Source organism: Pseudomonas sp. MF7453 (genome assembly GCF_016405455.1).
Classification (GTDB): domain Bacteria; phylum Pseudomonadota; class Gammaproteobacteria; order Pseudomonadales; family Pseudomonadaceae; genus Aquipseudomonas; species Aquipseudomonas paralactis.
Genome location: NZ_JAEKCN010000004.1, coordinates 1 through 23,250 on the forward strand (window position 1 = coordinate 1; position 23,250 = coordinate 23,250).

At 59.5% G+C, this 23,250-nt stretch carries 20 protein-coding genes; 12 read left to right on the top strand and 8 right to left on the bottom strand.

Annotated features, from left to right (window positions below; genetic code table 11):
* Together JFT63_RS30035 and JFT63_RS07860 are read left to right on the top strand one after the other, a co-directional pair.
* A partial coding sequence (locus tag JFT63_RS30035; RefSeq protein ID WP_442963710.1) for a hypothetical protein occupies positions 1-115 on the top strand: 115 nt, incomplete at its 5' end.
* A gap of 230 nt (positions 116-345) precedes the next feature.
* Positions 346-2,841: a helix-turn-helix transcriptional regulator gene (locus JFT63_RS07860; RefSeq protein ID WP_198843731.1), complete on the top strand. Its 2,496-nt coding sequence runs from the start codon at positions 346-348 to the stop codon at positions 2,839-2,841.
* Here the strand turns inward: JFT63_RS07860 and JFT63_RS07865 are convergent.
* On the bottom strand, positions 2,838-3,713 hold the full coding sequence (locus JFT63_RS07865) for a helix-turn-helix domain-containing protein (protein WP_198843832.1): 876 nt from the start codon (positions 3,711-3,713) through the stop codon (positions 2,838-2,840). The genes JFT63_RS07860 and JFT63_RS07865 overlap by 4 nt on opposite strands.
* 136 nt (positions 3,714-3,849) lie before the next feature.
* Here JFT63_RS07865 and JFT63_RS07870 point away from each other — a divergent pair, with 136 nt between their 5' ends.
* The gene (locus tag JFT63_RS07870; protein WP_057703949.1) at positions 3,850-4,752 is read left to right on the top strand and encodes a DMT family transporter; all 903 of its coding nucleotides are present in this window, start codon (positions 3,850-3,852) and stop codon (positions 4,750-4,752) included.
* Positions 4,753-4,904: 152 nt separating this feature from the next.
* On the opposite strand, the gene norR is transcribed toward JFT63_RS07870, so the two are convergent.
* Positions 4,905-6,449, bottom strand: coding sequence for a nitric oxide reductase transcriptional regulator NorR (gene norR, locus JFT63_RS07875; RefSeq protein ID WP_198843732.1), 1,545 nt, complete (start codon positions 6,447-6,449; stop codon positions 4,905-4,907).
* Between the two features lie 147 nt (positions 6,450-6,596).
* Here norR and hmpA point away from each other — a divergent pair, with 147 nt between their 5' ends.
* From hmpA to queC, 8 genes are all read left to right on the top strand, one after another.
* Positions 6,597-7,778: an NO-inducible flavohemoprotein gene (gene hmpA / locus JFT63_RS07880; protein ID WP_198843733.1), complete on the top strand. Its 1,182-nt coding sequence runs from the start codon at positions 6,597-6,599 to the stop codon at positions 7,776-7,778.
* A gap of 220 nt (positions 7,779-7,998) precedes the next feature.
* Positions 7,999-8,505 (top strand): disulfide bond formation protein B, encoded by a 507-nt coding sequence (locus JFT63_RS07885; protein ID WP_057703946.1) that lies wholly within the window; start codon positions 7,999-8,001, stop codon positions 8,503-8,505.
* Positions 8,506-9,297: 792 nt separating this feature from the next.
* The gene (cyoA, locus tag JFT63_RS07890) at positions 9,298-10,239 is read left to right on the top strand and encodes a ubiquinol oxidase subunit II (protein WP_005791256.1); all 942 of its coding nucleotides are present in this window, start codon (positions 9,298-9,300) and stop codon (positions 10,237-10,239) included.
* 3 nt (positions 10,240-10,242) lie between these two features.
* Positions 10,243-12,261, top strand: coding sequence for a cytochrome o ubiquinol oxidase subunit I (gene cyoB / locus JFT63_RS07895; RefSeq protein WP_003194053.1), 2,019 nt, complete (start codon positions 10,243-10,245; stop codon positions 12,259-12,261).
* Positions 12,262-12,264: 3 nt separating this feature from the next.
* Complete coding sequence (locus tag JFT63_RS07900) at positions 12,265-12,891, top strand: cytochrome o ubiquinol oxidase subunit III (RefSeq protein WP_034133624.1); 627 nt, start codon at positions 12,265-12,267, stop codon at positions 12,889-12,891.
* Positions 12,891-13,226 (top strand): cytochrome o ubiquinol oxidase subunit IV, encoded by a 336-nt coding sequence (cyoD, locus tag JFT63_RS07905; RefSeq protein WP_003194051.1) that lies wholly within the window; start codon positions 12,891-12,893, stop codon positions 13,224-13,226. The genes JFT63_RS07900 and cyoD overlap by 1 nt, the downstream gene beginning before the upstream one ends.
* Before the next feature lie 11 nt (positions 13,227-13,237).
* Positions 13,238-14,125, top strand: a complete 888-nt coding sequence (cyoE, locus tag JFT63_RS07910; protein WP_005791249.1) for a heme o synthase — start codon at positions 13,238-13,240, stop codon at positions 14,123-14,125.
* Between the two features lie 148 nt (positions 14,126-14,273).
* Positions 14,274-14,972, top strand: a complete 699-nt coding sequence (queC, locus tag JFT63_RS07915) for a 7-cyano-7-deazaguanine synthase QueC (RefSeq protein ID WP_057703945.1) — start codon at positions 14,274-14,276, stop codon at positions 14,970-14,972.
* Between the two features lie 107 nt (positions 14,973-15,079).
* Here the strand turns inward: queC and JFT63_RS07920 are convergent, their stop codons facing one another.
* Positions 15,080-15,943: a queuosine precursor transporter gene (locus tag JFT63_RS07920; protein WP_198843734.1), complete on the bottom strand. Its 864-nt coding sequence runs from the start codon at positions 15,941-15,943 to the stop codon at positions 15,080-15,082.
* On the bottom strand, positions 15,930-16,535 hold the full coding sequence (locus tag JFT63_RS07925) for a helix-turn-helix transcriptional regulator (RefSeq protein WP_082629676.1): 606 nt from the start codon (positions 16,533-16,535) through the stop codon (positions 15,930-15,932). Before JFT63_RS07925 ends, JFT63_RS07920 begins: the two co-directional genes overlap by 14 nt.
* 211 nt (positions 16,536-16,746) lie before the next feature.
* Between JFT63_RS07925 and ptaA the strand changes: the two genes are divergently transcribed.
* Positions 16,747-17,841 carry a pyoverdine biosynthesis transaminase PtaA gene (ptaA, locus tag JFT63_RS07930; RefSeq protein WP_198843735.1) on the top strand — a complete coding sequence of 365 codons (1,095 nt, stop codon included), beginning with the start codon at positions 16,747-16,749 and terminating at the stop codon, positions 17,839-17,841.
* A gap of 87 nt (positions 17,842-17,928) precedes the next feature.
* Here ptaA and JFT63_RS07935 read toward each other — a convergent pair whose 3' ends face one another.
* The 4 genes from JFT63_RS07935 to JFT63_RS07950 all read right to left on the bottom strand — a co-directional run bounded on the left by JFT63_RS07935 (position 17,929) and on the right by JFT63_RS07950 (position 23,164).
* Positions 17,929-18,645, bottom strand: coding sequence for a hypothetical protein (locus JFT63_RS07935; RefSeq protein ID WP_198843736.1), 717 nt, complete (start codon positions 18,643-18,645; stop codon positions 17,929-17,931).
* 98 nt (positions 18,646-18,743) lie between these two features.
* Entirely contained in the window at positions 18,744-19,994 is a 1,251-nt protein-coding gene (locus tag JFT63_RS07940; protein ID WP_198843737.1) for a 2-aminoadipate transaminase, read from the bottom strand.
* A 114-nt stretch (positions 19,995-20,108) separates the two neighbouring features.
* The gene (locus JFT63_RS07945) at positions 20,109-21,122 is read right to left on the bottom strand and encodes a diguanylate cyclase domain-containing protein (RefSeq protein WP_198843738.1); all 1,014 of its coding nucleotides are present in this window, start codon (positions 21,120-21,122) and stop codon (positions 20,109-20,111) included.
* A gap of 137 nt (positions 21,123-21,259) precedes the next feature.
* Positions 21,260-23,164: an alkaline phosphatase D family protein gene (locus JFT63_RS07950; RefSeq protein ID WP_198843833.1), complete on the bottom strand. Its 1,905-nt coding sequence runs from the start codon at positions 23,162-23,164 to the stop codon at positions 21,260-21,262.
* Positions 23,165-23,250: the final 86 nt, after the last annotated feature.

Below are 23,250 nucleotides of genomic sequence, written 5' to 3' on the forward strand. Positions count from 1 at the left end.
ACGCTACATCGCGCTGGGCATGAAGAACGAGGAGAAAAGCAGCTTCGTGTTTGGCTTCGCGGCCAAGGCGGCGGACTACACCCCGGCGGCGCTGAGGTCGGCGGGCGTTCGCTGATTCCACACTGAAATGAGGTTGAAAATGTGGGAGCTGGCTTGCCTGCGATAGCGGTGGGCCAGGCCGCTCATCGATTGCTGTTGCACCGCCATCGCAGGCAAGCCAGCTCCCACACTGAAGGGCGTATACCTTGGTTTTTATGGTCTTCAATCAACCCGCTGAATACTTCTTCAACAACCGCCAACCACAGGTCTAGGGTGACGCAACAATAAAAACAGCAGGATGCAGCAATGACCGCCATGACTCGCTGCCTGGACCGTCCTGGATTTATGCCACGGCTGTCCGCCCACCACGTGTTGCGTGCGCGGCTGACTGTGCCTCTGCTGACGGCGCAGGCGCGGGTAAGGTTGCTGTGCGCACCGGGAGGCAGCGGCAAGAGCGCGTTGCTCGCCGAGTGTGCGTTGCAGGCGCCGAAGGGGTGCCAGGTGGTGTGGATGCCTCTCAACGGTGCCGCGCTCAGCCCCTTGGAATTCTGCGCACGGCTGGCGCAGCAGCTTGGCTTGCCGTTTGTGGATGAAGCCACGTTATTGCTCGACTTGGGCCGTTGGCCCCACACGACGTGGTTATTTCTGGATGATTTCTGTCGCTCGCCTGCGCCTGAGCTGGATGCGCTGCTGGACCGTTTGCTCGCCGCCGGCTGCCCGCAGTTGACCTGGTGGCTGGGCGCGCGACGGCGCCCGTTGTGCAATTGGCCACGCCTGTTGCTCGACGATGAGTTGCTGGAGTGCAGCGAGTTGTTTTTCAGCGCTGAGGAAGTCGAGCAACTGCTCGCCCCGGGGCATACCGTCGACAGCGTGATGCAGTTCAGCGGCGGTTGGTGCGCCGGTGTGCGTATCGCCTTGTTGGGCGACGGTCACCCCGACAAGACCCTGCTCGATTACCTGCAGCATGAGCTGTTCAACACCTTGTCGGCGCCATTGGCTGAGGCCTGGCGCGTGTTGGCCCATCTGCCGCGCTTCAACCTGAACCTGTGTGAGTACTTGTTCGGTGGTGGTGACGGCGCTGAGCATTTGCACGAGTTGCAGGCACTGGGTGCGTTTATCCAGCCCTGGGAAGACACCAGCGACTGGCTCCACGTTTTCCCACCGTTGGCGCGACTGCTGCGCGATGAGCCCTGGCCGGCCAAACGCTCCTGGCACCGACGCGCGTGCCAATGGTTCAGCGCCGAGGGTGACTGGCAGGCCGCGTTCGAGCAGGCGTTGCTGGCGCAGGAGTACGAAGTGGCGGTGAGCCTGTTGCAGCATTTCAGTTTCGAGGATCTGTTTCGCCAGCAAAATGCCGTGCTGTTGTTGCGCCTGCATGAACAGCATGGCGATGAGTTGATGTTGGGTTCGGCGCAGTTGGTGGGGCTGCTTACGGCCGCGTTGTTGTTTGCCGGGCGCTTCGAGCAGGCCGCCTTGTGCATCGACCAACTGGCCCGGTTCGCCCCGCAACCGACGGCCGCCGCGCAGCGCTACCTGCTGGCGCGTTGGCAGGCGCAGTGGGGTTGGTTGCTGCATTTGAGCGGTGATGCCGAGCGCTCCCGCGAACACTTGCTCGAAGCGCTGCAAGCCTTGCCTGACAGCGCCTGGACCTCACGCCTGATGTGCCTGTCGGGCCTGACCCAACAAGCTCTGCTGCGCGGTGAGTTGGACGTCGCCCAGAGCTTGAGCCGCGAAGCATTGTGCCTGGCACGTGCTCACGGTTCGCTGGTGCTTGAAGCGCTGCTGGAATTGGATCACGCCCAGTTGCTGGAGCAGCGCGGCGCGCCGTATCGGGCGCAGAGCCTGCTGGAAACGGTGCAGGCGATGCTGGCTCGCCAGCGGCTTAGGGCCGGGCCATTAGTGGGGCGCATCGTCCTGCGTCGTGGGCACCTGGCCTTGCGGCAAGGCCAGGACGCCCTGGCGTGTGAATGCTTTGAGACCGGCTTGACGCTGTGCCTGCAAAGCCAGGACAAGCGCGTGTTATATGGCTATCTCGGTCTGGCGCTGCTGGCGGCCAACCGTGGCGACTACGCCCAAGCCTTTATTCAATTGCGTGACGCCGAGCGCCTGATGCAGCAGCGCCATGTCCCGGAGACGGTGTATCGCGCGGTGTTGTTGTTAGTCAGCGGGCACCTGTGGCTACAACAGGGCCGGGCTGAATTAACGGTACAAGCGGTGCGCCGGGTGTTGCGCCATTTCCGTGGGCCCTGTGCCAAGCAGGCACCGCCGGCGACCCTGGAACTGATCCCGCGTCTGGAGTATTTGCTGGTGCTGGCCGAGGTCAGGCTGGGCTGTGCCGAGCAACCTATCGCACGGCTCAATGCCTTGCTCGAAACCTCCCGTCAGCGTGGGATGCTGTGTCTGGAAACCGAACTGCACCTGGTGTTGGGTGAGGTGACCTGGCAACTCGGTGACCCGGCGTTGGCCCGTCGTGCATTGCAGGCCGGGCTGGCGCTGGCGGCACGTTGCCAGGTACAGCAGGCGATTCGCGAGCTGCGCTTGCGTGCACCTGGGCTATTGAGTGAGCTGAGCCTGGAGCCGCAGGTCACGCCTGCCGGTGCGATGCAAAATCCTCTGAGCCAGCGCGAACTCGAAGTGTTGCAATTGATCGCCCTGGGCAACTCCAATCTGGAAATCGCCGACCGTCTGTATATCTCCTTGCACACCGTCAAGACCCATGCACGGCGCATCCACAGCAAACTCGGGGTGGAACGACGCACCCAGGCGGTGGCCAAGGCGAAAACGCTGGGCTTGATGGCCTAGGCGCGCAATGCCTGGCGGTATTCGCCCGGGGTGGCGCCCATGGCTTGGCGAAAGCGCTGGTTGAAATGGCTGGCGCTGGAAAAACCGCATCTCAAGGCGACCTCGCCCAAGGGCAACGGGCTGCTGCGCAGCAAAGTTTGCGCGCGTGCCAGGCGGCGTGCCAGCAGGTATTGATGGGGCGGCACGCCGAAGCTCTGACGGAACATCCGGGCGAAATGGTATTCCGACAGCGCGCACATCGACGCCAACTGGCCGAGGCTGATGGGGTCTTCAACATGCTGGTCGATGTATTCCACCAAACGCCGCCGTTGGTGCGCCGCCAGCCCGCCTTTGAGACGCAGGCCGTCGCGCACGCCGACCTGGTTGAGCAGGGTGTGGCTGAGCAGTTCATGGGCCAGGCTGCTGGTCAGCAGGCGCTCGCCGGGTTCGAGCCAGTTGAGGCTGATCAACTGGTGAAAGCGTCGGGCCTGGCGGGCGTCCTCAAGGAAGGTCGTCTCACGCAACTGCAACTCCCGCGGCTCGCGGTCCAGCAGGGTGACGCAGCCGAGGGCAAATTGCTCCGGGCTGAAATACACGTGGGCCAGGCGAATCTCGCCATTGATCACCCACGCCGACTGGTGCTCGGCCGGCAGAATGCACAATTTGTCGGGGCCGCCCTTGGTGCCTGGCTGATCACGCCGAAAGGTGCCCGTGCCACCGCCGATATAACAGGACAGGGTGTGATGGCTGGGCGCCTGGTAGTCCTGGGCATCGTGGTGGTTGCTCCACACGGCCGCAGACAAACCGTCACCGAGCTCGGCGCAGGCTTCCAGGCGTGCGTGAGGCGAGCGGTTGAGGGATTGAAAGACGTGCAGCGATTCCAGCTCTGGCATGGTGTGTTCTCCGACGTCTTGCATCCTACTCCCGGCGGCGGGCGCTGTGAGCCCATCGCCCGACAAAAGCGCAAGAATGTGCAAGAACCTCAGGGTGGTTGAAGGCAACACTGTGGCTCAATCGACGGAGCCTGCTATGAACCTCTTCTTGTATTTACTCACGGTGCTGATTTGGGGCACCACCTGGATTGCGCTCAAGTGGCAGCTGGGCGTGGTGGCGATTCCCGTGTCGATTGTCTATCGCTTCGGCCTGGCGGCGCTGGTGCTGTTTGCGCTGTTGCTGCTCAGTCGCAAATTGCAGGTGATGAACCGGCGCGGGCACCTGATCTGCCTGGCCCAAGGGCTGTGCCTGTTCTGCGTTAACTTCATGTGCTTTCTCACTGCCAGCCAGTGGATCCCCAGTGGCCTGGTGGCCGTGGTGTTCTCCACGGCGACCTTGTGGAATGCGCTGAATGCCCGGGTGTTCTTTGGCCAGCGAGTGGCACGTAACGTATTGATGGGCGGCGCGCTTGGGTTGCTGGGCCTGGGCTTTTTGTTCTGGCCGGAACTGGCCGGGCATACCGCCAGCCCGCAGACCTTGCTGGGCCTGGGTTTGGCGCTGCTGGGGACGCTGTGTTTTTCGGCGGGCAATATGCTTTCGAGCCTGCAACAAAAGGCCGGGCTCAAACCCTTGACCACCAATGCCTGGGGCATGGCGTATGGGGCGGCAATGTTGGCGAGCTATTGCGCAGTGCGTGGCATTCCCTTCGAGATGGACTGGAGCGCGCGGTATATCGGTGCGCTGTGGTACCTGGTGATCCCGGGCTCGGTGATTGGGTTTACCGCCTACCTCACCCTGGTCGGCCGCATGGGGCCGGAGAAAGCAGCGTATTGCACGGTACTGTTTCCGGTAGTGGCGTTGAATGTGTCGGCATTCGCCGAGGGCTATCAGTGGACGGCGCCGGCGCTGATGGGGCTGGTGCTGGTGATGTTGGGGAATGTGTTGGTGTTTCGTAAGCCTCGGGCCATCGTGCCGGACCTCAAGGCTAGCCAAGCCTGAATGTGGGAGCCGGCTTGCCCATAGAATCAGCGCCTGCCACGAATCCCCTGTGGGGGCTTGCCCGCGAAGGCGGTGTGCCAGTCAATGTATCTTTAACTGACCCACCGCTTTCGCAGGCAAGCCAGCTCCCACATTTGACGCAGGTGCCTGCTTTATTTGAGGCCCAGGCGCTTGGCCATGCGCCCAAGGTTGGCGCGGTCCAGGCCCAGTTCGCGGGCGGCGCCGGCCCAGTTGTGCTGATGGCGTTCCAGGCAGGCGCTGATGACCTGGCGCTGATAGTGCTCGGTGGCCTGGCGCAGGTCGCCAGTGGCGATGGGCGCAGCTTCGACCGGTGCTTCAAGCACCGCTGCACTGACGTCGGGCAAGTCCAGGTCCTGGGCGCTCAGGCTGAGAATCTTCGGGCGCTCGCGACAGTTGCCCAGGGCTTTGAGCGCGCTACGTCCGATCAGGTGTTCCAATTCGCGCACATTGCCGGGCCAGTTGTAGGCCAGCAGTGCCGCTTGAGCGTCACTGGTCAGGCGCAAGCTGCCCAGGCCCATGCGCGACCGGTTCTGTTCGAGGAAGAAGCCTGCCAATAACAGCACATCCCGTCCGCGCTCACGCAGGGCCGGCACTTGCAGCGGGTACACGCTCAGGCGGTGGTAAAAATCGGCACGGTAGCGGCCATTGCGCACTTCTTCGGCAAGGTCGCGGTTGGTGGCGGCAATCAGGCGCACGTCCACCTGATGTTCCTTGTCCGAACCCAGGCGCTGCAACTGGCCGCTTTGCAGCACGCGCAGCAGCTTGGCCTGTACGCTCAATGACAGTTCACCCACTTCGTCCAGGAACAACGTGCCGCCGTTGGCCAGTTCAAACTTGCCTCGGCGCTCATTCAGCGCGCCGGTGAAAGCGCCGCGCACATGGCCGAACAGCTCGCTTTCCACCAGGGTTTCCGGCAGTGCGGCGCAATTGAGGCTGATCATCGGCTTGTCGGCACGCGATGACGCGGCATGGATCGCCTGGGCGACCAGCTCCTTGCCGACCCCGGTTTCGCCGGTGATCAGCACGGTCAGGTCGCTGCCGCCTACCAGCTTGATTTCCTCGACCAGCCGTTTATGCGCCTTGCTCTGGCCGATCATTTCCTTGTGCTGCTGGCCGCTGGCCTGGCGATAGATTTCGGCGCGCTGGTGCTCGTCTTCGGCCCGCAGCGCCAGGCGCTCAATGCGTTCAGCCACATTGACCGTCGCCGCGGCCAGGCTGGCGAAGGCCTGCAGCGCGTCCAGCTCGACCCGTTCAAAGCGCTCGTTGTCGAGAGCGTCAAGGGTCAGCAGGCCCCACGGCTGGTCGTCGATAAACAGCGGGCAGCCCATGCAGTCGTGGACTTCAAGGTGGCCGTGCAAACCGGCGACCAGGCCGTCATAGGGGTCGGGCAATTGGCTGTCGCTGTCGAAGCGGGTAGGGCCGGGGCTGCTCAGCAGTATTTCAAAGCGCGGGTGTTCGCTGATCTTGAAACGTCGGCCCAATGTGTCAGGGCTCAAGCCATCCACCGCCAGCGGCACCAGCCACTCGCCATCCAGCCGCAGCAGCGCGGCGGCATCGCAGGGCAACAGGGCGCGCATGGTTTGCAGCAGGCGGCGGTAGCGCTCGCCTTCGGGCAGTTCCCGGGACAGATCGGCGACCAGCGGCAGCAGGGCGGTGAGCAGCGGTTTTGCAGTCATAATGACTCCTTGTAGTCGATATGACTATAAAGCGTAGGAGGTCATACTGACTACATAATGTTTAAGCTATTGAAAAGCATTGGTTTATTAGTTGGCACGAATACTGACTACCTAAGGGTAATGAGTAAAAAGACCGAGGAGTCTCCCATGCTGAGTGCCCAAGACCGTGCCATTGTTAAATCCACTGTGCCCCTGCTGGAAAGCGGCGGTGAAGCACTGATCACCCATTTTTACCGCATGATGCTGTCCGAGTATCCCGAGGTCCGCCCGCTGTTCAACCAGGCCCACCAGGCCAGCGGTGACCAGCCTCGCGCCCTGGCTAATGGCGTGCTGATGTACGCGCGGCATATCGACCAGTTGGACCAATTGGGCGATCTGGTAGCCAAGATCATCAACAAGCACGTGGCCTTGCAGATCCTGCCCGAGCATTACCCCATCGTCGGGGCCTGCCTGCTGCGGGCTATTTCTGAAGTGCTGGGCAGCGAGATTGCCACCCCCGAGGTCATGAGTGCCTGGGGCGCGGCCTACGCCCAGTTGGCGGACATTCTGATCGGCGCCGAAGCGGCCATCTACGACGAAAAAGCCCAGGCGCCCGGCGGCTGGCGGGGTGCGCGGGCGTTCCTGTTGGTCAAGCGCGTGGAGGAGAGCGACGAGATCATCTCCTTCTACTTCGCCCCGGTGGACAACGGCCCTATCCTGGCCGCAGCGCCCGGCCAGTACATTGGCTTGAAGTTGGTCCTTGATGGCGAAGAAGTGCGTCGCAACTATTCGCTGTCGGCCCTCACCGGTACCGGCATGTACCGCATCAGCGTCAAGCGCGAAGCGGGTGGGCGGGTCTCCAATTACCTGCACGACCAGATGCATGTCGGCGCGACCATTGAGCTATTCCCGCCGTCGGGCGAGTTCACCCTGGCCGACAGTGATAAACCGCTGGTGCTGATCAGCGGCGGGGTAGGCATTACGCCCACACTGCCGATGCTCGAAGCTGCCCTGGCGACCCAGCGCCCGGTGCACTTCATCCATTGCGCCCGTAACGGCGGAGTGCATGCCTTCCGTGACTGGGTGGACACCCTGGCGGCCAAGCATCCGCAGCTCAAGCGTTTCTACTGCTACGCCGAGGATGACGGTATCAGCCCGGCGGCAGACAAGGTCGGGATGCTCAACCAGGAGCAACTGGCAGCCTGGTTGCCTGAGCAGCGCGACATTGATGCCTACTTCCTGGGGCCCAAGGGTTTCATGGCGGCGGTCAAGCGTCATCTCAAGGCGCTGGGTGTGCCGGAGAAGCAGGCGCGCTATGAGTTTTTTGGCCCGGCGGCGGCGTTGGAATAGAGTTTGGGCCATTGACTGCATCGGCATCATCGCGGGCAAGCCCGGCTCCCACAGAGGATTGCATTCCAATGTGGGAGCCGGGCTTGCCCGCGATGGCGTCCGCACAATCACTACATTTGCCACGATTAATCCGCTGTTAACCCCTCTCTGTTTTAACCATTGCCTGTGTGTAAACTTGTTGCCATCAGGCACAACCATAATCAGGTAAAGGGAAACGGGGATGATTGACGACATGCGTTTGGGCAGGGAGCGGCGCTTTCTGGTGTTGCTGGGCATTATCTGCCTGGCGCTGATTGGCGGCGCGCTGTACATGCAGGTGGTGCTGGGCGAAGCGCCTTGCCCGCTGTGTATCCTGCAACGCTATGCCTTGCTGCTGATTGCGGTCTTCGCGTTCATCGGTGCCGCCATGCGCACCAAAGGCGCAGTCACGTTCTTCGAAGGGCTGGTGGTGCTCAGCGCCTTGGGTGGCGTGGCCGCCGCCGGCCACCATGTGTACACCCAGTTCTTTCCTCAGGTCAGCTGCGGCATCGATGTGTTGCAACCGATCGTCGATGATCTGCCCCTGGCCAAGGTGTTTCCCCTCGGGTTCCAGGTCGATGGTTTCTGCAGCACTCCCTACCCGCCGATCCTCGGCCTGTCCCTGGCCCAATGGGCGCTGGTGGCGTTCGTGCTGACGGTGATCCTGGTGCCCCTGTGCATCTACCGCAATCGTCATCCCAAAGCCTGACCCCTCGTTGTGACAAAACGCTCCGCCCTTCTTGTGAAGGCCGGAGCGTTTTGGTTTGTAGGGATTTGTGAAAGCGCTGTGACGAGGGGCAACTTAAGCTGCGCGCAGCGTGCGACATGTTGTCACACGGACGCTGTCGCAGGACGTTTCTGATGCCCCGAATCGGCCCTTAAATTTGCATCCTGCGCACAAGTTGTGCTGTCAATTCAGGCTTCGAGCGGTGCCGCGACGGGCGTGAGCCCGGAGTGCTTGAGGGATCAGTGAATCCCTTGGTTTATGGGCACTTGCATCCCTTCGCCATGCCCTTACAGGCTGTAAGGGAAGTGGCAATCTGCCCAATAACACGGCAATTTTTGTGGTTTTTGTTGAGAATCGAACGCGATAAGATCGCGAATCTTTGCAACTTTGGTGAAGGATTGTTGCTGGAATCGATAAAAATTATTTCTTTATAAGACATGGTTTATACATCGCTAGCTAACTACAATCGCCCGCACTGAATGTCCGGTGCTGTTCAATATTTGAGCATTGGAGCGGTCGAGGAGCAGATGGAAGGCTCAATGCGACCCCAGGTTCCGGCAGCCTTTCAACTATCCGCACCAAATGGAATTGGTCTGTAACAAGGCCTTTAGCCACGAAATCGAATAAGAACTCACTGCAGGTCCGTGAAACGTACAGTTATGACGTGTCGGGCAGGCTCTTATTCAATCGAAGAGAAATGCCAACCCTTGGCAGGGTGAAGTGTTGGCGATCAAAACCCAACTGCATTGCGCAAGCTGCTTTAGAGGTCGTGAGATGAGTAAAAACAGGTACCCCCGATTACTAGGCTTTTTGCCGCTGCTTGGCATGTTTTTAATGCTGGGAGGCTGCAAGTGGACCTTGCTCGACCCAAAAGGACAGGTCGGTCTGGATGAACGCAACCTGATCATCACCGCCACCCTGCTGATGTTGCTGGTTGTGGTTCCTGTGATCGTGATGACCTTCGCCTTCGCCTGGAAATACCGCGCGTCCAACACCAGCGCCACCTACGCGCCGAAGTGGTCGCACTCCACCAAGATCGAAATCGCGGTGTGGCTGGTCCCGATCCTCATCATCATCGCCCTGGGTTACATCACCTATAAGTCGACCCACGCGCTGGACCCGTACCGTCCGCTGGAGTCCGACGTCAAGCCTGTGAACATCCAGGTGGTCGCGCTGGATTGGAAGTGGCTGTTCATCTACCCGGACCTGGGTATCGCCACCGTCAACGAGATCCGCTTCCCGGAGCACACCCCGCTTAACTTCCGGATCACCTCCGACGCCGTGATGAACTCGTTCTTCATCCCTGCACTGGGCGGCCAGATCTACGCGATGGCAGGCATGCAGACCCGCCTGCACCTGATCGCCAACCAGAAAGCCGAAATGGAAGGCATCTCCGCCAACTACAGCGGCGCTGGCTTTACCGGCATGAAATTCAAAGCGATCTCGACAAGCCAGGAAGATTTCGACGCCTGGGTAGCTGCAGTCAAGGCCGCACCTAAACAGCTTGATCAAGCTGAATACGACGCTCTGACCAAACCGAGCCAGAACAACCCTGTCGCCTTGTACTCCGCGTATGAGCCGGACCTGTTTCAGAAAATCGTCGACAAGTACGAAGGTATGAAGCCAGGCAAGCCGGTCAAGCACGAGAAGAAAGAAGTGGCCGCGGTTGAAGGTTCTGATACAGGCGCGCATTCAACTGCTGGGGCAGAGGAGTAAACGATGTTTGGTAAATTAAGTTGGGACGCGGTCCCATTCCACGAGCCGATCGTGATGGTGACCATCGCCATGATCGCGCTGGGTGGTCTGGCACTGGTTGCAGGTATTACGTACTTCAAGAAGTGGTCCTACCTGTGGACCGAGTGGTTGACCTCGGTCGACCACAAGAAAATCGGCGTCATGTACGTCATCGTTGCCATGGTCATGCTGCTGCGTGGTTTTGCCGACGCCATCATGATGCGTACCCAGCTGGCCATGGCCACCGAGGGTTCGCCTGGCTACCTGCCACCTGAACACTATGACCAGATCTTCACCGCTCACGGTGTGATCATGATCATCTTCATGGCGATGCCATTCTTCACCGGCTTGATGAACCTTGCCTTGCCGCTGCAGATTGGTGCGCGTGACGTTGCCTACCCGTTCCTGAACTCCCTGAGCTTCTGGCTGCTGGTGTCCGGCGTGGTGCTGATCAACGTTTCCCTGGGCGTCGGCGAATTCGCCAAGACCGGTTGGGTTGCGTATCCGCCATTGTCGGGGCTGCAATACAGTCCGGGCGTGGGTGTGGACTACTACATCTGGGCCCTACAGTTATCAGGACTCGGGACGACATTGACGGGGGTCAACTTCCTGGCCACCGTCCTGAAAATGCGCGCCCCTGGCATGAAACTGATGGACATGCCGATCTTCACCTGGACCTGCACCTGGGCAAACGTACTGATCGTGGCTTCGTTCCCGATCCTGGCCGCTACCATGGCGCTGCTGTCGCTTGACCGTTACCTGGATTTCCACATTTTCACCAATGAACTTGGTGGCAATCCAATGATGTACGTGAACCTGTTCTGGGCATGGGGTCACCCTGAGGTGTACATCCTGATCCTGCCAGCGTTCGGTATCTTCTCCGAAGTGATCTCGACCTTTACCGGCAAGCGCCTGTTCGGTCACCACTCGATGGTCTACGCATCGGGCGCAATCTCCGTACTGGGCTTCATGGTATGGCTGCACCACTTCTTCACCATGGGTTCGGGGGCAAGCGTCAACGCCTTCTTCGGCCTGGCGACGATGCTGATTTCCATCCCGACGGGGGTGAAGCTATTCAACTGGCTGTTCACCATCTACCACGGTCGTCTGCGCATGACCAGCCAGGTTCTGTGGACCCTGGGCTTCATGGTGACCTTCGCCATCGGCGGCATGACCGGCGTACTGCTGGCCATCCCGGGTGCTGACTTCGTGCTGCACAACAGCCTGTTCGTGATCGCTCACTTCCACAACGTAATCATCGGTGGTGCGGTATTCGGCTACATCGCTGGTTTCAGCTTCTACTTCCCGAAAGCGTTCGGCTTCAAGCTGCACGAAGGTTGGGGCAAGGCTGCGTTCTGGTTCTGGATCTCGGGCTTCTTCGTCGCGTTCATGCCGCTCTATGCACTGGGCTTCATGGGCATGACCCGTCGTCTGAACGCCACCACCAACCCTGAGTGGGTACCGTACCTGTACGTTGCCATGTTCGGTGCGGTGATGATCGCTGTGGGCATCGCCTGCCAGCTGATCCAGCTGTATGTCAGCGTGCGTGATCGCAAGCAGAACATGTGCGAGTCCGGCGACCCTTGGAACGGCCACACCCTGGAATGGTCGACCTCGTCGCCACCACCGTTCTACAACTTCGCCGTGATCCCTACTGCGAACACCATTGATGCGTTCACCGAAGCCAAGGAAGACGGTACTGCGTACCAGAAGCCCAAGCACTACGAGCCGATCCACATGCCAAACAACACCGCCACTGGCGTGGTGATGGGTGCGCTGTTGACCGTGTTCGGTTTCGCGATGATCTGGCACATCTGGTGGCTGGCAATCGCGAGCCTGGTGGGCACTATCGGTTACTTCATCATTCACGCTGCCCGTGATGATCAAGGCTACATGGTGCCGGTCGAAACGATCGAACGCATCGAAGCCGAGCAGCACGCTCGCCTGGTAGCCGAGAAGAAGATTCCGGCCAACCGTGTAGAAACCTCGTTGGAACAGGCTTAAACCATGTCGAACTTAGTGACCAATGCTGGACACGCCCATGTCGATGACCATGGGCACGATGACCATCACCACGACTCGGGGCCAATAACCGTCTACGGTTTCTGGCTCTACCTGATGACCGACTGCATCTTGTTTGCGTCGATCTTCGCGGTGTACGCGGTACTGGTAAACAACGTAGCGGGTGGCCCGTCGGGCCACGACATCTTCGAACTGCCTTACGTGCTCGGCGAAACCGCCTTGCTGTTGTTCAGTTCGATCACCTACGGCTTCGCCATGTTGGCCTTCTACAAGGGCAACAAGAAGGGCGTACTGACCTGGCTGGGCCTGACCTTCCTGTTCGGCCTGGGCTTCATCGGCATGGAGATCAACGAGTTCCACCTGCTGATCTCCGAAGGCTATGGCCCGCACCGTTCCGGTTTCCTGTCGGCGTTCTTCACGCTGGTCGGCACCCACGGTCTGCACGTAACCGCAGGTTTGCTGTGGATGGCGGTGATGATCTATCAGGTCAATAAGCACGGCCTGACCAACACCAACAAGACTCGCCTGAGCTGCCTGAGCCTGTTCTGGCACTTCCTGGACGTGGTCTGGATCTGCGTATTCACCGTCGTTTACTTGATGGGGACTCTGTAATGGCTAATGCACACTCCCATGACAGCCACGATTCGAGCCACGGCAGCGTAAAGTCGTACGCCATCGGCTTCATCCTGTCGGTCATCCTGACTTTGATCCCATTCGGCCTGGTGATGTACCCAACCTTGCCGAAGTCGATCACCTTGATGATCGTCCTGGCGTTCGCGGTGATTCAGGTTCTGGTTCACCTGGTGTACTTCCTGCACCTGGACCGCTCCAAAGAGCAGCGCGAGAACGTGATCGCGTTTGTGTTCGCAGGCCTGGTGATCGTTCTGCTGGTTGGTCTGTCGCTGTGGATCATGTTCAGCATCCACACCTACATGATGGCGAAGTGAGGTAAGACCCGATGTCGCTTAAGCACTTTATCCAAATCACCAAACCGGGGATCATTTTCGGTAACGTGCTTTCTGTGGCGGGCGGTTTCTTCCTGGCCTCCAAGGGACATGTCGATCTGGCCATCTTTCTGGCTGCGATGATCGGTACGTCCCTGGTGGTTGCTTCCGGATGCGTGTTCAACAACTGCATCGACCGTGACATCGACATCAAGATGGAGCGCACCAAGAATCGCGTGCTGGTGCAGGGGCTTATTTCCCTGAAACTGGCACTGATCTTCGCGACCATCCTGGGTGTTGCGGGCGTGGTGTTGTTGTACAAGGTGGCCAACCCGTTGGCGGCGCTGTTTGCCGTGATCGGTTTTGTCATCTACGTCGGCCTCTACAGCCTGTACCTCAAGCGCAAGTCGGTTCACGGCACGCTGGTGGGCAGCCTGTCGGGGGCGATGCCGCCGGTGATTGGTTATGTGGCTGTAACCAATAGCTTCGACATGGCCGCGCTGGTGCTGCTGGTGATGTTCAGCCTGTGGCAGATGCCGCACTCCTACGCCATCGCGATTTTCCGCTTCAATGACTACCTGGCTGCGTCGATTCCGGTATTGCCGGTCAAGCGTGGCATCCAGGTGGCCAAGAAACACATCCTGCTCTACATCCTGGCCTTCCTCGTGGCGACCTTGATGTTGACCTTCAGTGGCTACGCCGGCATGAGCTACCTTGCCGTCGCCGCCGCCATGGGCATGTACTGGTTGTACATGGCCTGGACCGGCTACAAGGCGGTGGACGACACCGTCTGGGCGCGCAAGCTGTTCGTGTTCTCGATCTTCACCATCACCGCGCTCAGCGTGATGATGTCCCTGGATTTCCAGGTACCGAAAGAGCTGTTGCTGACCTACGCACACTGAGTGGTCTTGCAGTAAAAAAGCCCCGCCTTCGAAAGTCGCGCGGGGTTTTTTATTGAGCGCTGCGTTATCGTTGACGTTTTTCGCGAGCAAGGGCTAGCCGCCCGCCTCGCTCCTACCTCCCAATTCTACAAATGCAGGAAGCAATGCAATGAGTAAAAAAGCCGTGATGGTCTTCAGTGGCGGGCAGGATTCGACCACCTGCCTGATCCAGGCACTCAAGCACTATGACGAAGTGCACTGCATCACCTTCGATTATGGCCAGCGCCATGTGGCGGAAATCGAAGTGGCTCGCAAGTTGGCCAAGCAGTTGGGCGCCACCGTACACAAAGTGATGGATGTGTCGCTGCTCAACGAACTGGCGATCAGCAGCCTTACGCGTGACAACATTCCCGTGCCGACCGTGAACAGCTCAGGCGAAAGCCTGCCGAGCACCTTCGTGCCGGGCCGCAATATCCTGTTTCTGACCCTGGCAGCGATCTACGCCTACCAGGTCAAGGCCGAGGCCGTGATTACCGGCGTGTGCGAAACCGACTTCTCGGGCTACCCCGATTGCCGTGACGAGTTCGTCAAGGCACTGAATCAGGCCCTCAAGCTGGGCATGGAATACGACGTACGCCTCGACACCCCGTTGATGTGGCTGAACAAGGCCGAAACCTGGGCCCTGGCCGACTACCACGACCAACTGGAGTTGGTACGCGAGCAGACGTTGACCTGCTACAACGGCGTGATTGGTACCGGCTGCGGCAATTGCGATGCGTGCAACCTGCGCGCCCGTGGCTTGAATGACTACCTGCAGAACAAGACCCATGTCATGCAGAGCCTCAAGCACAAGTTGCAACTGAAGTAACCCTTGTAGGAGCGAGCTTGCTCGCGAAGAACGTCAACGATAACGCAGCGCATCTGGTTGAGCGCGGCGCTCTCGGGTTCTTCGCGAGCAAGCTCGCTCCTACAGGATCATTGAAAGCGCTTGAACAACGAACGCGCCCCGTATGCGGGCAGGATATTGAAGAACGCAAAAGCGACTTTGATCGCGATTTGCACATAGATCATGTTCAGAATATCGCTGGTCTGCATGGCACCGTAGAAGGCGATAAAGCAGAACAGAAAGCTGTCGATGATTACCGCAAAGAAGGTGCTGAAGAAAATTCGCAGGTACAGGTACCTGGAGTTGGTCAGTTCCTTGATCTTGCACAGCAGATAAGAATTTATATTCTCCGAGACCAGGAACGACACCGAGGAGGCCACCAGCACCGACGACACTTGCAGAATCACGTCGTTATACGGCCCATCGAGTTTCCAGCCCGGCAGCCCCGGCAGGAACGTCGAGCCATACAACAGGATGATGATCATCGCGTTGCTGGCAAACGCAAACAGAATGGCTCGCCTGGCCAGGCGCAGGCCGAAGTTCTCGTTCAGCAGGTCCACAATCAAAAAGGTCAGCGGGTACAAAAAAGTGCCCGGCGTCACAATGATGCCTATCGATTCCAGGTAGATCGGTTTGGTCGCGGCGACGCTCGTAAAGATGTAAAACGTGAACAGCAACAGGTTCAGGATGATGTAAATCATCCACGAGTTTTCATTGCGGTCATTAATATCGTAGGCGGTGACTGTTCCTGCCTGTGAATAGAACTTCTTGTAGAGGTTCTTGATTTCAAGCTTATTGAAGTTGTCCATCATTTCACTGTTGAGCACCTCACTGAGCTTGATTTTGACCACCTTGCCCGTGGCGATCACCATGATCACCGCCAGGCGCTTGTCATTTTCAAAGCCCAGCAACTTGTACTTGCTGTTTTCCACGGCGCCTTCACAGGTTGTCATTGAAGCGCTCCTCAAGAATATCGCCGATGACGCACAAGCGGTCCGAGTTGCCGCAGGGCTCAAGGGTGATAAACAGCTTTTTGGTGGCGCGGTCGTACACCAGCTTTTCTTTATCGTCGCTCGATGAGCCTTTCTGCACGATCAGCAAGTCCCCTGGCTCATTGATGCCGGGAATTGCGTGCTCCAGTCGAACGCCGATCAAGTTGCAGGAAGTGCCGAAGTAGTAAGTCAGTGGGTAAAGCGTGGCCAGTTCGCCGATGCGCTTGCCCAGGTTCTGCATCAGCAGGCTTTCCTTGAGCACAGGCACTGCCGACGGGTTCTTGTTGCCCAGGGGGGAAACGTTGCTTTCGATGACTTCCTTGGCTTCAAAGTTGACGGTTTCGATTTCTTCGTACGAGACACCGAAGAAATCGGAGATCTTGCGAATGGTCGACTGCTGCACTTTGACGACCTTGCCTTCCAGGATGTTGTAGATGGTCGTCCTGGTCAGGCCGGCGGCATTGCTTAACGAAAGCTGGGTTTCGCCACGACTTTTGATCAAGTACTTGATATTGCTCTTCAAGTGCTCGGTTTTTTCTCGTCTGTGTATCAAGTGCTCACCACTTCCATTTAGTCATCAGTCCAGGCCCGGCAGAATGTCTATTCCAGGCCTGCGGCAGCGCAAGTGTTGCATGGGCTCGCGTTGACAATAAAGTACTGAGTGCAGGGATACGTCGCGCGGCTAAATCAGGCAACTGCTTTCTCGTCATACCGTTATATACGACCGGTGCGAATCCCTCGCACTTCGACAAGGAGTAGTCACCATGGTCAGTGTCAGCCGTAGGTCCCTTCTCGCTCTCGGGGCGGCGTTACCTGTACTCGGGCCGTTGGATTGGGCGGTCGCCAGCCCGCTGCCGGCTGAGTCCGACAAGGTGCGGCTCAACTACAACGAGAGTCCTTACGGCCCATCAGACGCCGCCCGTGAGGCGATGCAGCGAGCGATTGCAGCGTCTGGTCGCTACCCCTACCCGGACATGTACGCCTTGGCTGCACTGTTTGCCCAACAGCAGGGGGTTGGCGAAGAAAACGTCGCGGTGTTTGCCGGTTCGATGGCGGCCCTGCGTTTTGCGGTGTTGGCGTTTACCAGCCAAACCCGCGGCGTGGTCATGGCGACACCGTCCTATGAACTTGTGCGCCAGGCAGCCGAGTCGATCAAGGCGCCGGTGCGTGAAGTGAACCTCGACGCCCGTCATGCCCACGATGTGCCGGCCATGCTCGCGGCAGCCCCGCAGGCCGGGATGCTGTACCTGTGTAACCCCAACAACCCCACCGGCACACTGACCCCCACCGAGGCCATCCGTCAGGCGCTGGCGAACAAACCCAAAGGCAGCGTGCTGGTGGTGGACGAGGCGTATATCGACTTCTGCGATGCACCCAGCTGTGTGAGCTGGGTCAACGACCATGACGACCTGTTGGTACTGCGCACGTTCTCGAAAATCTACGGCATGGCCGGAGCGCGCCTGGGGCTGGCAATCGGGCATCCGGCGCTGTTGGAGCGGCTGGCGGTGTTCGGCGGTGACAACGTCCCGGCCGCTGCCAGCCTGTTGGGCGCACGTGCCAGCCTGGAGGACGCTATGTTGGTGGGCCAACGCAAGGCGCTCAATGCCAGGTTGCGTGATGAGACCATTATCTGGCTCAAAGGCCGGGGCTTTAGCTGCACGGCTTCCCAGAGCAATTGCTTCATGATCGATGTGAAGCAACCGGCTGAGCAGGTGATTGAGCGGCTGGCCGCACACAATGTGCTGGTGGGGCGGGTATGGCAGAACTGGCCGCAGTGGGTACGGGTGACCGTGGGCAACCAGCAGGAGATGGAACGCTTTCGCGAGGTGTTTGCCGCGCAGATCGCGCGCGTGGGCTGACACATTACTGACAGCTAGCCAAGACGGTGGCAAGGGAGCTTGCTCCCTTGCCACAGTGCGCTATCTTAATCCAGCAGTGTTGCCGCGTTACTGCTGGGCAATGCTGTAGCCGTCAAACGCCGTCTGCTGCTGCAGCGCAGTAATCACACTCTTGCGGCTCAACGGCTGTTCATTACCGGCGTTATCCACAAAGCTTTCCACTTCCAGTTCGGCCTCATCGCCCTCACCGACGAAGTTGAACCCCAGGAACTCGAAGGCTTCGCGGTCCACGCTGAGCCTGGAGCGTGGTGTGCGCAGCGGCAGGGTAACGCTGATGCCATCCTTGCTGATCACAAACACTTCAGCTTCTTTCTTGGCCCGTGCTGCCTTGCTCTTGCCGGCACTCGGGTTGCTGATAGCCTGATGCGACTGGTTCAGGACCTTGAGGGCCAGGCCATAGACCAGTTCCTGAAACTGCGGGTCGTCCTTGAAGCTGGACAGGATGCGGCTGATCGAGAACTTGCTGCTCAGGTCTTCGAGGGCGGCGTTATCGGCGGCTTCGGCGTCCTTCAGCTGCTTGAGCTGGCCCATCAGGTCGTAGGCTTTGTCATCGTCAAAGGCGTCATGGGCCTGACGGATGGCGATGCGCAACTCGCGGATCTGGTCGCTTTCCTTGGAGGTATGAAATGCGTCCAGCACCATCTCGCTGATGATCTTGGCCGCTGGCACATGCTGTGAAAGATTGATGGCGTTTTCGTACTCGGCTTTGGCGTGCAAGACGGTTACGGATTCTTCGGCGGATTCTGCGGTGTAGGAATCAGGCATTAAAATTTCACTACGTAGTAAACGGGGAGACAAAAAACGTCGGGCATTTTCGGCGGCGAGGGAGATCAGGTCAAGGCAGGTTCGGGTGGGTGACGTGATTAGTCCAGTTGCGCGAGGCACGCCTGGAGAATATCCAGGCCTTCCTCCAGCACCGCAGGTTCGATGGTCAACGGTGCCAGCAAGCGCACGATGTGTCGCGACTTGCCGCTGGGCATCAGCAGCAAGCCGGCGTCTCGCGCCAGGCCGAGTAACTGCGTGAGTTGCCTGGAGGCCGGTGTGCCATCGGCATTCACCAGTTCAATGCCACGCATGGCGCCGACGCCGGTGAGGCGGCCCAGGTAGGGCGATAGTTGATGTGAGCGCCAGGCTTCATAGCGGCTGACAATCGCCGCCTCCTGCTGTGCCCCCCACGTGTGCAGGTGTTCATCGGTCATCGCCTCAAGGGTCGCCAGTGCCGCCGCGCAGGCGATGGGGTTGCCGGAGTAGGTGCCTCCCAGGCCGCCTTTGGGCAGGTTGTCCATCAGCGCCTTGCGCCCTACCACCGCCCCCAGCGGCACGCCACCGGCGATGCTTTTGCCGAGCAGCAACAGATCCGGTTCGATGCCCAGGCGCGAGAAGGCAAAGCGCTGCCCCGTGCGACCAAAGCCGGACTGGATCTCATCGATAATCAGCAGGATGTTGTGCGCGTCGCAAAAGCGCCGCAGGGCCTGGGCGAACTCAATATCGAGGGCGAGGAAACCGGCTTCGCCCTGCACCGGCTCGATGATGAAACAGGCCACATCGTTTACGTCGATTTCCACGCTGAACAGACGGTCCATCGCCTTCAGCGCTTCGGCGCAGGTTACGCCGTTATCGGCACTGGGGTACGGCAGGTGATACACCGGGCCAGGCAGTACGCCGACCTTTTGCTTGTAGGGCGCCACCTTGCCATTGAGGTTGAGGGTCGCCAGGGTACGGCCGTGGAAGGCTCCGTCAAAAGCGATCACCGCTGATCGTCCGGTAGCGCCGCGGACGATCTTCAACGCATTTTCCGCCGCTTCCGCACCGCTGTTGGTGAGCATACCGCTGACCGGATAATGCACCGGGACAAACGCCGTCAGGCGTTGCATCAACTCGATGTAGGGCGTGTGCGGTGCGGCGTTGAATGCATAGTGGGTGAGCCTGGTCGCCTGCTCGCGAATCGCCGCCACCACGCCCGGATGGCAATGGCCCAGGTTGAGTACGCCGATGCCGCCGACGAAGTCGATGTAGCGTTTGCCTGCGGAGTCCCACACCTCGGCGTTTTTACCATGGCTGAGGCTGATGGGATGAACGATGGAAATCGATTGGCTGATGCTGGCGTGGCTCATGAATCGGGTACTCGACAAGGCTGGGCGGGGTTTATCTAAGCCGCGCACCGGGCCTTGCCGCAAACGAAATAAAGTCGCCGGGTCATTCCAAATCGGAAGGAGCGATGGTCTGCGTTAATCCGACACCCCATCCTTGCCCGCTGCCTTGGATCGATACAGCGCTCGATCCGCCCTTGCCACCAGCGCGGCAGGGGACTCACCCGCGCGCCGTTCCACAATCCCCAGGCTCAGGGTGACGTTGAGGTCGTTGACGATAGGCGACTGCCTGATTGCACGGCGAATCCTTTCGGCCAATTCCTTCGCCGTGTCCAGGTTGCTGGCGGGCAGCACCACCATGAACTCATCGCCGCCCCAACGAGCCAGCAGGTCAGTGGTGCGTACGCAGCTTTCCAGACGCTCCGCCACCCCTATCAACATCTGATCACCGACGCCGTGACCGTACCGGTCATTGATCGGTTTGAAGTCATCGATGTCCATTGCCACCAGCGCCAGGGGCACATGAAAGCGTTCGGCGCGGTCGCATTCTTGCAGCAGGCATTTTTCCAGGCGATAGCGGTTGGCGATGCGCGTCAGCGCGTCGCGCTCTGCCAGCGAACGGTTTTCGTCCAACTGCAACTGCAATTGTTGATTGACCCGTGATAACTCAAGGGTACGTTCCGCCACCAGCGCTTCAAGGGATTGGTTGCGCTTTTGCAAGCGTTCAATGGAGCATTTGCGCGTATGAATGTCACGGTGCGCGCCCACCATGCGCGCCACTGAACCGTCGGGGTTACGGGCAATGATGTAGCCACGGTCCTCAATCCACAGGTACGTGCCGTCTTCTTTGCGGCAGCGGTATTCGGCACGGTAAAGGGGCGAGCGCTGACTGATGTAATCATCAAACAACGCCATCACGCGCGGGTAATCCTCGCTATGGATCACGCTCTCCCAGGTGAACACGTTGTTTGCCAGTGAATCTCGGGAGTAACCGAGCATTTCGTACCAGCCGGGGTTGCGGTAGACATAGCCAGTCTTGGCGTTCCAGTCCCAGATGCCGTCACTGACCAGTTCCATGATGGCGTGCAGCAGGTCGACATTGAGTTCGGAAACGTCATTGCGTAGTGGCTCGTTGCCGGGTGTATCGTCCATCCGCGTGCTCCCTGCGAGGGCTGGCTTCTAGGGCCAGTTATTGTTGACGCCGGTACTCCGTGGCTGGCGCTACTCTACCTCGCTGCTTGCACGGTTTGAATAGGGCGGATGTGCTGCTTTCGGATAGTGGCGTTTGGCTATTGTTCGGGCGCCAGCATCTTTGTTCGAGGCTTTCCATCCGCGTTATGTTGGTAAATCTCGTCTGGCTGGCCCTGTTCATTGAAAAACACCTGGCCAATTCCCGCGCTATTCCACAGCCGCTCACCCGCCTCGGCATGGTCCGGAATATACGGCACTACCTGCATGGTGCGCCGGCGGGTAAACCAGTTGAGTGGCGAGCGGGGTGAATACAGCCAACGGTTGAGACGGTCGAACCATTCCAGCAGGCGCGGTGGGAACTCATTCTTGATGCCGCTGCTGGTGATTTGCCAGATTTTCGGGCCGCCGTTGCGGTGGCGAATCAGCACCTGGTACACGAACGAATAATGCACGTCGCCGGAGAGAATCACGTAGTTACCGGGCGTACGCGAATGGCGGAAGATATTCAGGATCACTTGGGCGGCGCCGCGATGAGCCATCCAGTTTTCGGCGTCTACCAGCAATGGGAAGCCGCACCAACTGAAGACCTTTTGCACCGTTTCAATCAGCTTGACCCCGAAAATCGGCGCAGGCGAGACAATTATGGCCGACGGATGGTCGAGCAGCTCCTGTTGCAGTTCGCTCAACGCTTCCCAGTCCAGCAGGCCGGAAGGTTGCTTGAGGGTAAATTCGCTGCGCCAGCGCCGGGTACGGGTGTCGAGTACCACCAGGGCAGGGGTGGTGGGCAAAACGTAATGCCATTGCTGGAATTTCAGCAGCGCCTCCAGCAGATCATCCTGGGCAGCAGCGTTCAGATGATTGCCCTGCGCCTGGCCAGTCAGTGCCTGGGTCTGGCTCAGCAGTTCGTCAAACACCTGGGGTTGGTTGCCCCAGCCCTGGCATAACAGGTACGCCAGCAAGGCATTGCCGATGATGCGTTTGGAGAAGGGGTGGCCGTAGGCGGTTTGCTCCCACTGGGCGCTGAGGTTCCAATCGTCGGTGATGTCGTGATCATCGAAGATCATCAGCGTCGACAGGTGGGCGAACACGCGGGCTACCCCTGGCAGGCCGGTGCGGAATTGATCGATCTGCACCTGTTCACGGGCATAGCGCTGCTGTTCTTGCGCGCTCAGTTGCGGCGGTTGTGGTGTGATCAAAGTCCACGGGGTGGGCGACCAGACCAGCAGGTACATCGCGATCACTTCGGCAAAGGTCACCAAGTGATTGTCAGCGGTGCTGCTGGTGAAGATCGGCTTCTTCACGCCGCCGAAAAAGCGCTCGCGCAGGGTCTCGTTGCTGTCCAGCGCCGGAAGCAGGTCGGCGCGGTGGTAATAGCTGGCGCGATGCCCATAGAGGCTGACGCTGTCGTCCACCACGGCGCCCTCCAGAAACTCGTCGAACAGGCCCAGGCGCGCGATCAACGCATGGATGGCCCGCAGCGTGGGCCCGGCGACATCGTCGGCGTAGACCTGGTCGCCGCTCATCATCAGTAAGGCTGGACGTTCAAGCGGTGTACGCGCGTCAGCCAGCAGGCGGTCGACGCACAACAAACCGTCGTCTGCACGGTGGTGGGGCTTGCGGCAGGAGCCATGCACCAAGTGGTTGATGCGGCCAGGCAGTACAAAGGTCGGCGTGGTCGCGTCGGCATACAGCAAGTGCGGTGCCCATTGGGCAATGCCGACGCCGTCAATCAGCAGGTCGTAGCCGATGAGCTCGTCCTGGGGCAGGGCATGGCTCAGTGATACATCCATAAGATGGATAAAGGCGTCACGTCCAACGCAAACCACCTGGCAGTGCTGCTCATCGAGGACGCTATCCAGCGTTTCGCCTTGAGGTAAATACAGCCTCAAGGTCGGCGTCAGGGCGCGCGTTCCCACCAGCCAGATAACCAGGCGTTGCGGCTCCAGGCGCCGTAGCAGAGGCCCCGCGATGACGGCGGGCAGGATGTCGTCAGTTTGATGCATCAAGAGTGCAGCTCACACCAAGTGAAACCGGAGAGGGTAACGCAGGGGATGTCAGTGTTTTGTTAACAGAGTGCAACGCTGGGCGC

Coding starts and splice junctions, on each gene's coding strand:
- JFT63_RS07870 (WP_057703949.1), top strand. CDS start 3,850: ATGAACCTCTTCTTGTATTTACTCACGGTGCTGATTTGGGGCACCACC.
- JFT63_RS07950 (WP_198843833.1), bottom strand. CDS start 23,164: ATGCATCAAACTGACGACATCCTGCCCGCCGTCATCGCGGGGCCTCTG.
- queC (WP_057703945.1), top strand. CDS start 14,274: ATGAGTAAAAAAGCCGTGATGGTCTTCAGTGGCGGGCAGGATTCGACC.
- JFT63_RS07920 (WP_198843734.1), bottom strand. CDS start 15,943: ATGACAACCTGTGAAGGCGCCGTGGAAAACAGCAAGTACAAGTTGCTG.
- cyoA (WP_005791256.1), top strand. CDS start 9,298: ATGAGTAAAAACAGGTACCCCCGATTACTAGGCTTTTTGCCGCTGCTT.
- norR (WP_198843732.1), bottom strand. CDS start 6,449: ATGACTGCAAAACCGCTGCTCACCGCCCTGCTGCCGCTGGTCGCCGAT.
- JFT63_RS07860 (WP_198843731.1), top strand. CDS start 346: ATGACCGCCATGACTCGCTGCCTGGACCGTCCTGGATTTATGCCACGG.
- cyoD (WP_003194051.1), top strand. CDS start 12,891: ATGGCTAATGCACACTCCCATGACAGCCACGATTCGAGCCACGGCAGC.
- JFT63_RS07945 (WP_198843738.1), bottom strand. CDS start 21,122: ATGGACGATACACCCGGCAACGAGCCACTACGCAATGACGTTTCCGAA.
- cyoE (WP_005791249.1), top strand. CDS start 13,238: ATGTCGCTTAAGCACTTTATCCAAATCACCAAACCGGGGATCATTTTC.
- JFT63_RS07900 (WP_034133624.1), top strand. CDS start 12,265: ATGTCGAACTTAGTGACCAATGCTGGACACGCCCATGTCGATGACCAT.
- ptaA (WP_198843735.1), top strand. CDS start 16,747: ATGGTCAGTGTCAGCCGTAGGTCCCTTCTCGCTCTCGGGGCGGCGTTA.
- JFT63_RS07935 (WP_198843736.1), bottom strand. CDS start 18,645: ATGCCTGATTCCTACACCGCAGAATCCGCCGAAGAATCCGTAACCGTC.
- hmpA (WP_198843733.1), top strand. CDS start 6,597: ATGCTGAGTGCCCAAGACCGTGCCATTGTTAAATCCACTGTGCCCCTG.
- cyoB (WP_003194053.1), top strand. CDS start 10,243: ATGTTTGGTAAATTAAGTTGGGACGCGGTCCCATTCCACGAGCCGATC.
- JFT63_RS07885 (WP_057703946.1), top strand. CDS start 7,999: ATGATTGACGACATGCGTTTGGGCAGGGAGCGGCGCTTTCTGGTGTTG.
- JFT63_RS07940 (WP_198843737.1), bottom strand. CDS start 19,994: ATGAGCCACGCCAGCATCAGCCAATCGATTTCCATCGTTCATCCCATC.
- JFT63_RS07865 (WP_198843832.1), bottom strand. CDS start 3,713: ATGCCAGAGCTGGAATCGCTGCACGTCTTTCAATCCCTCAACCGCTCG.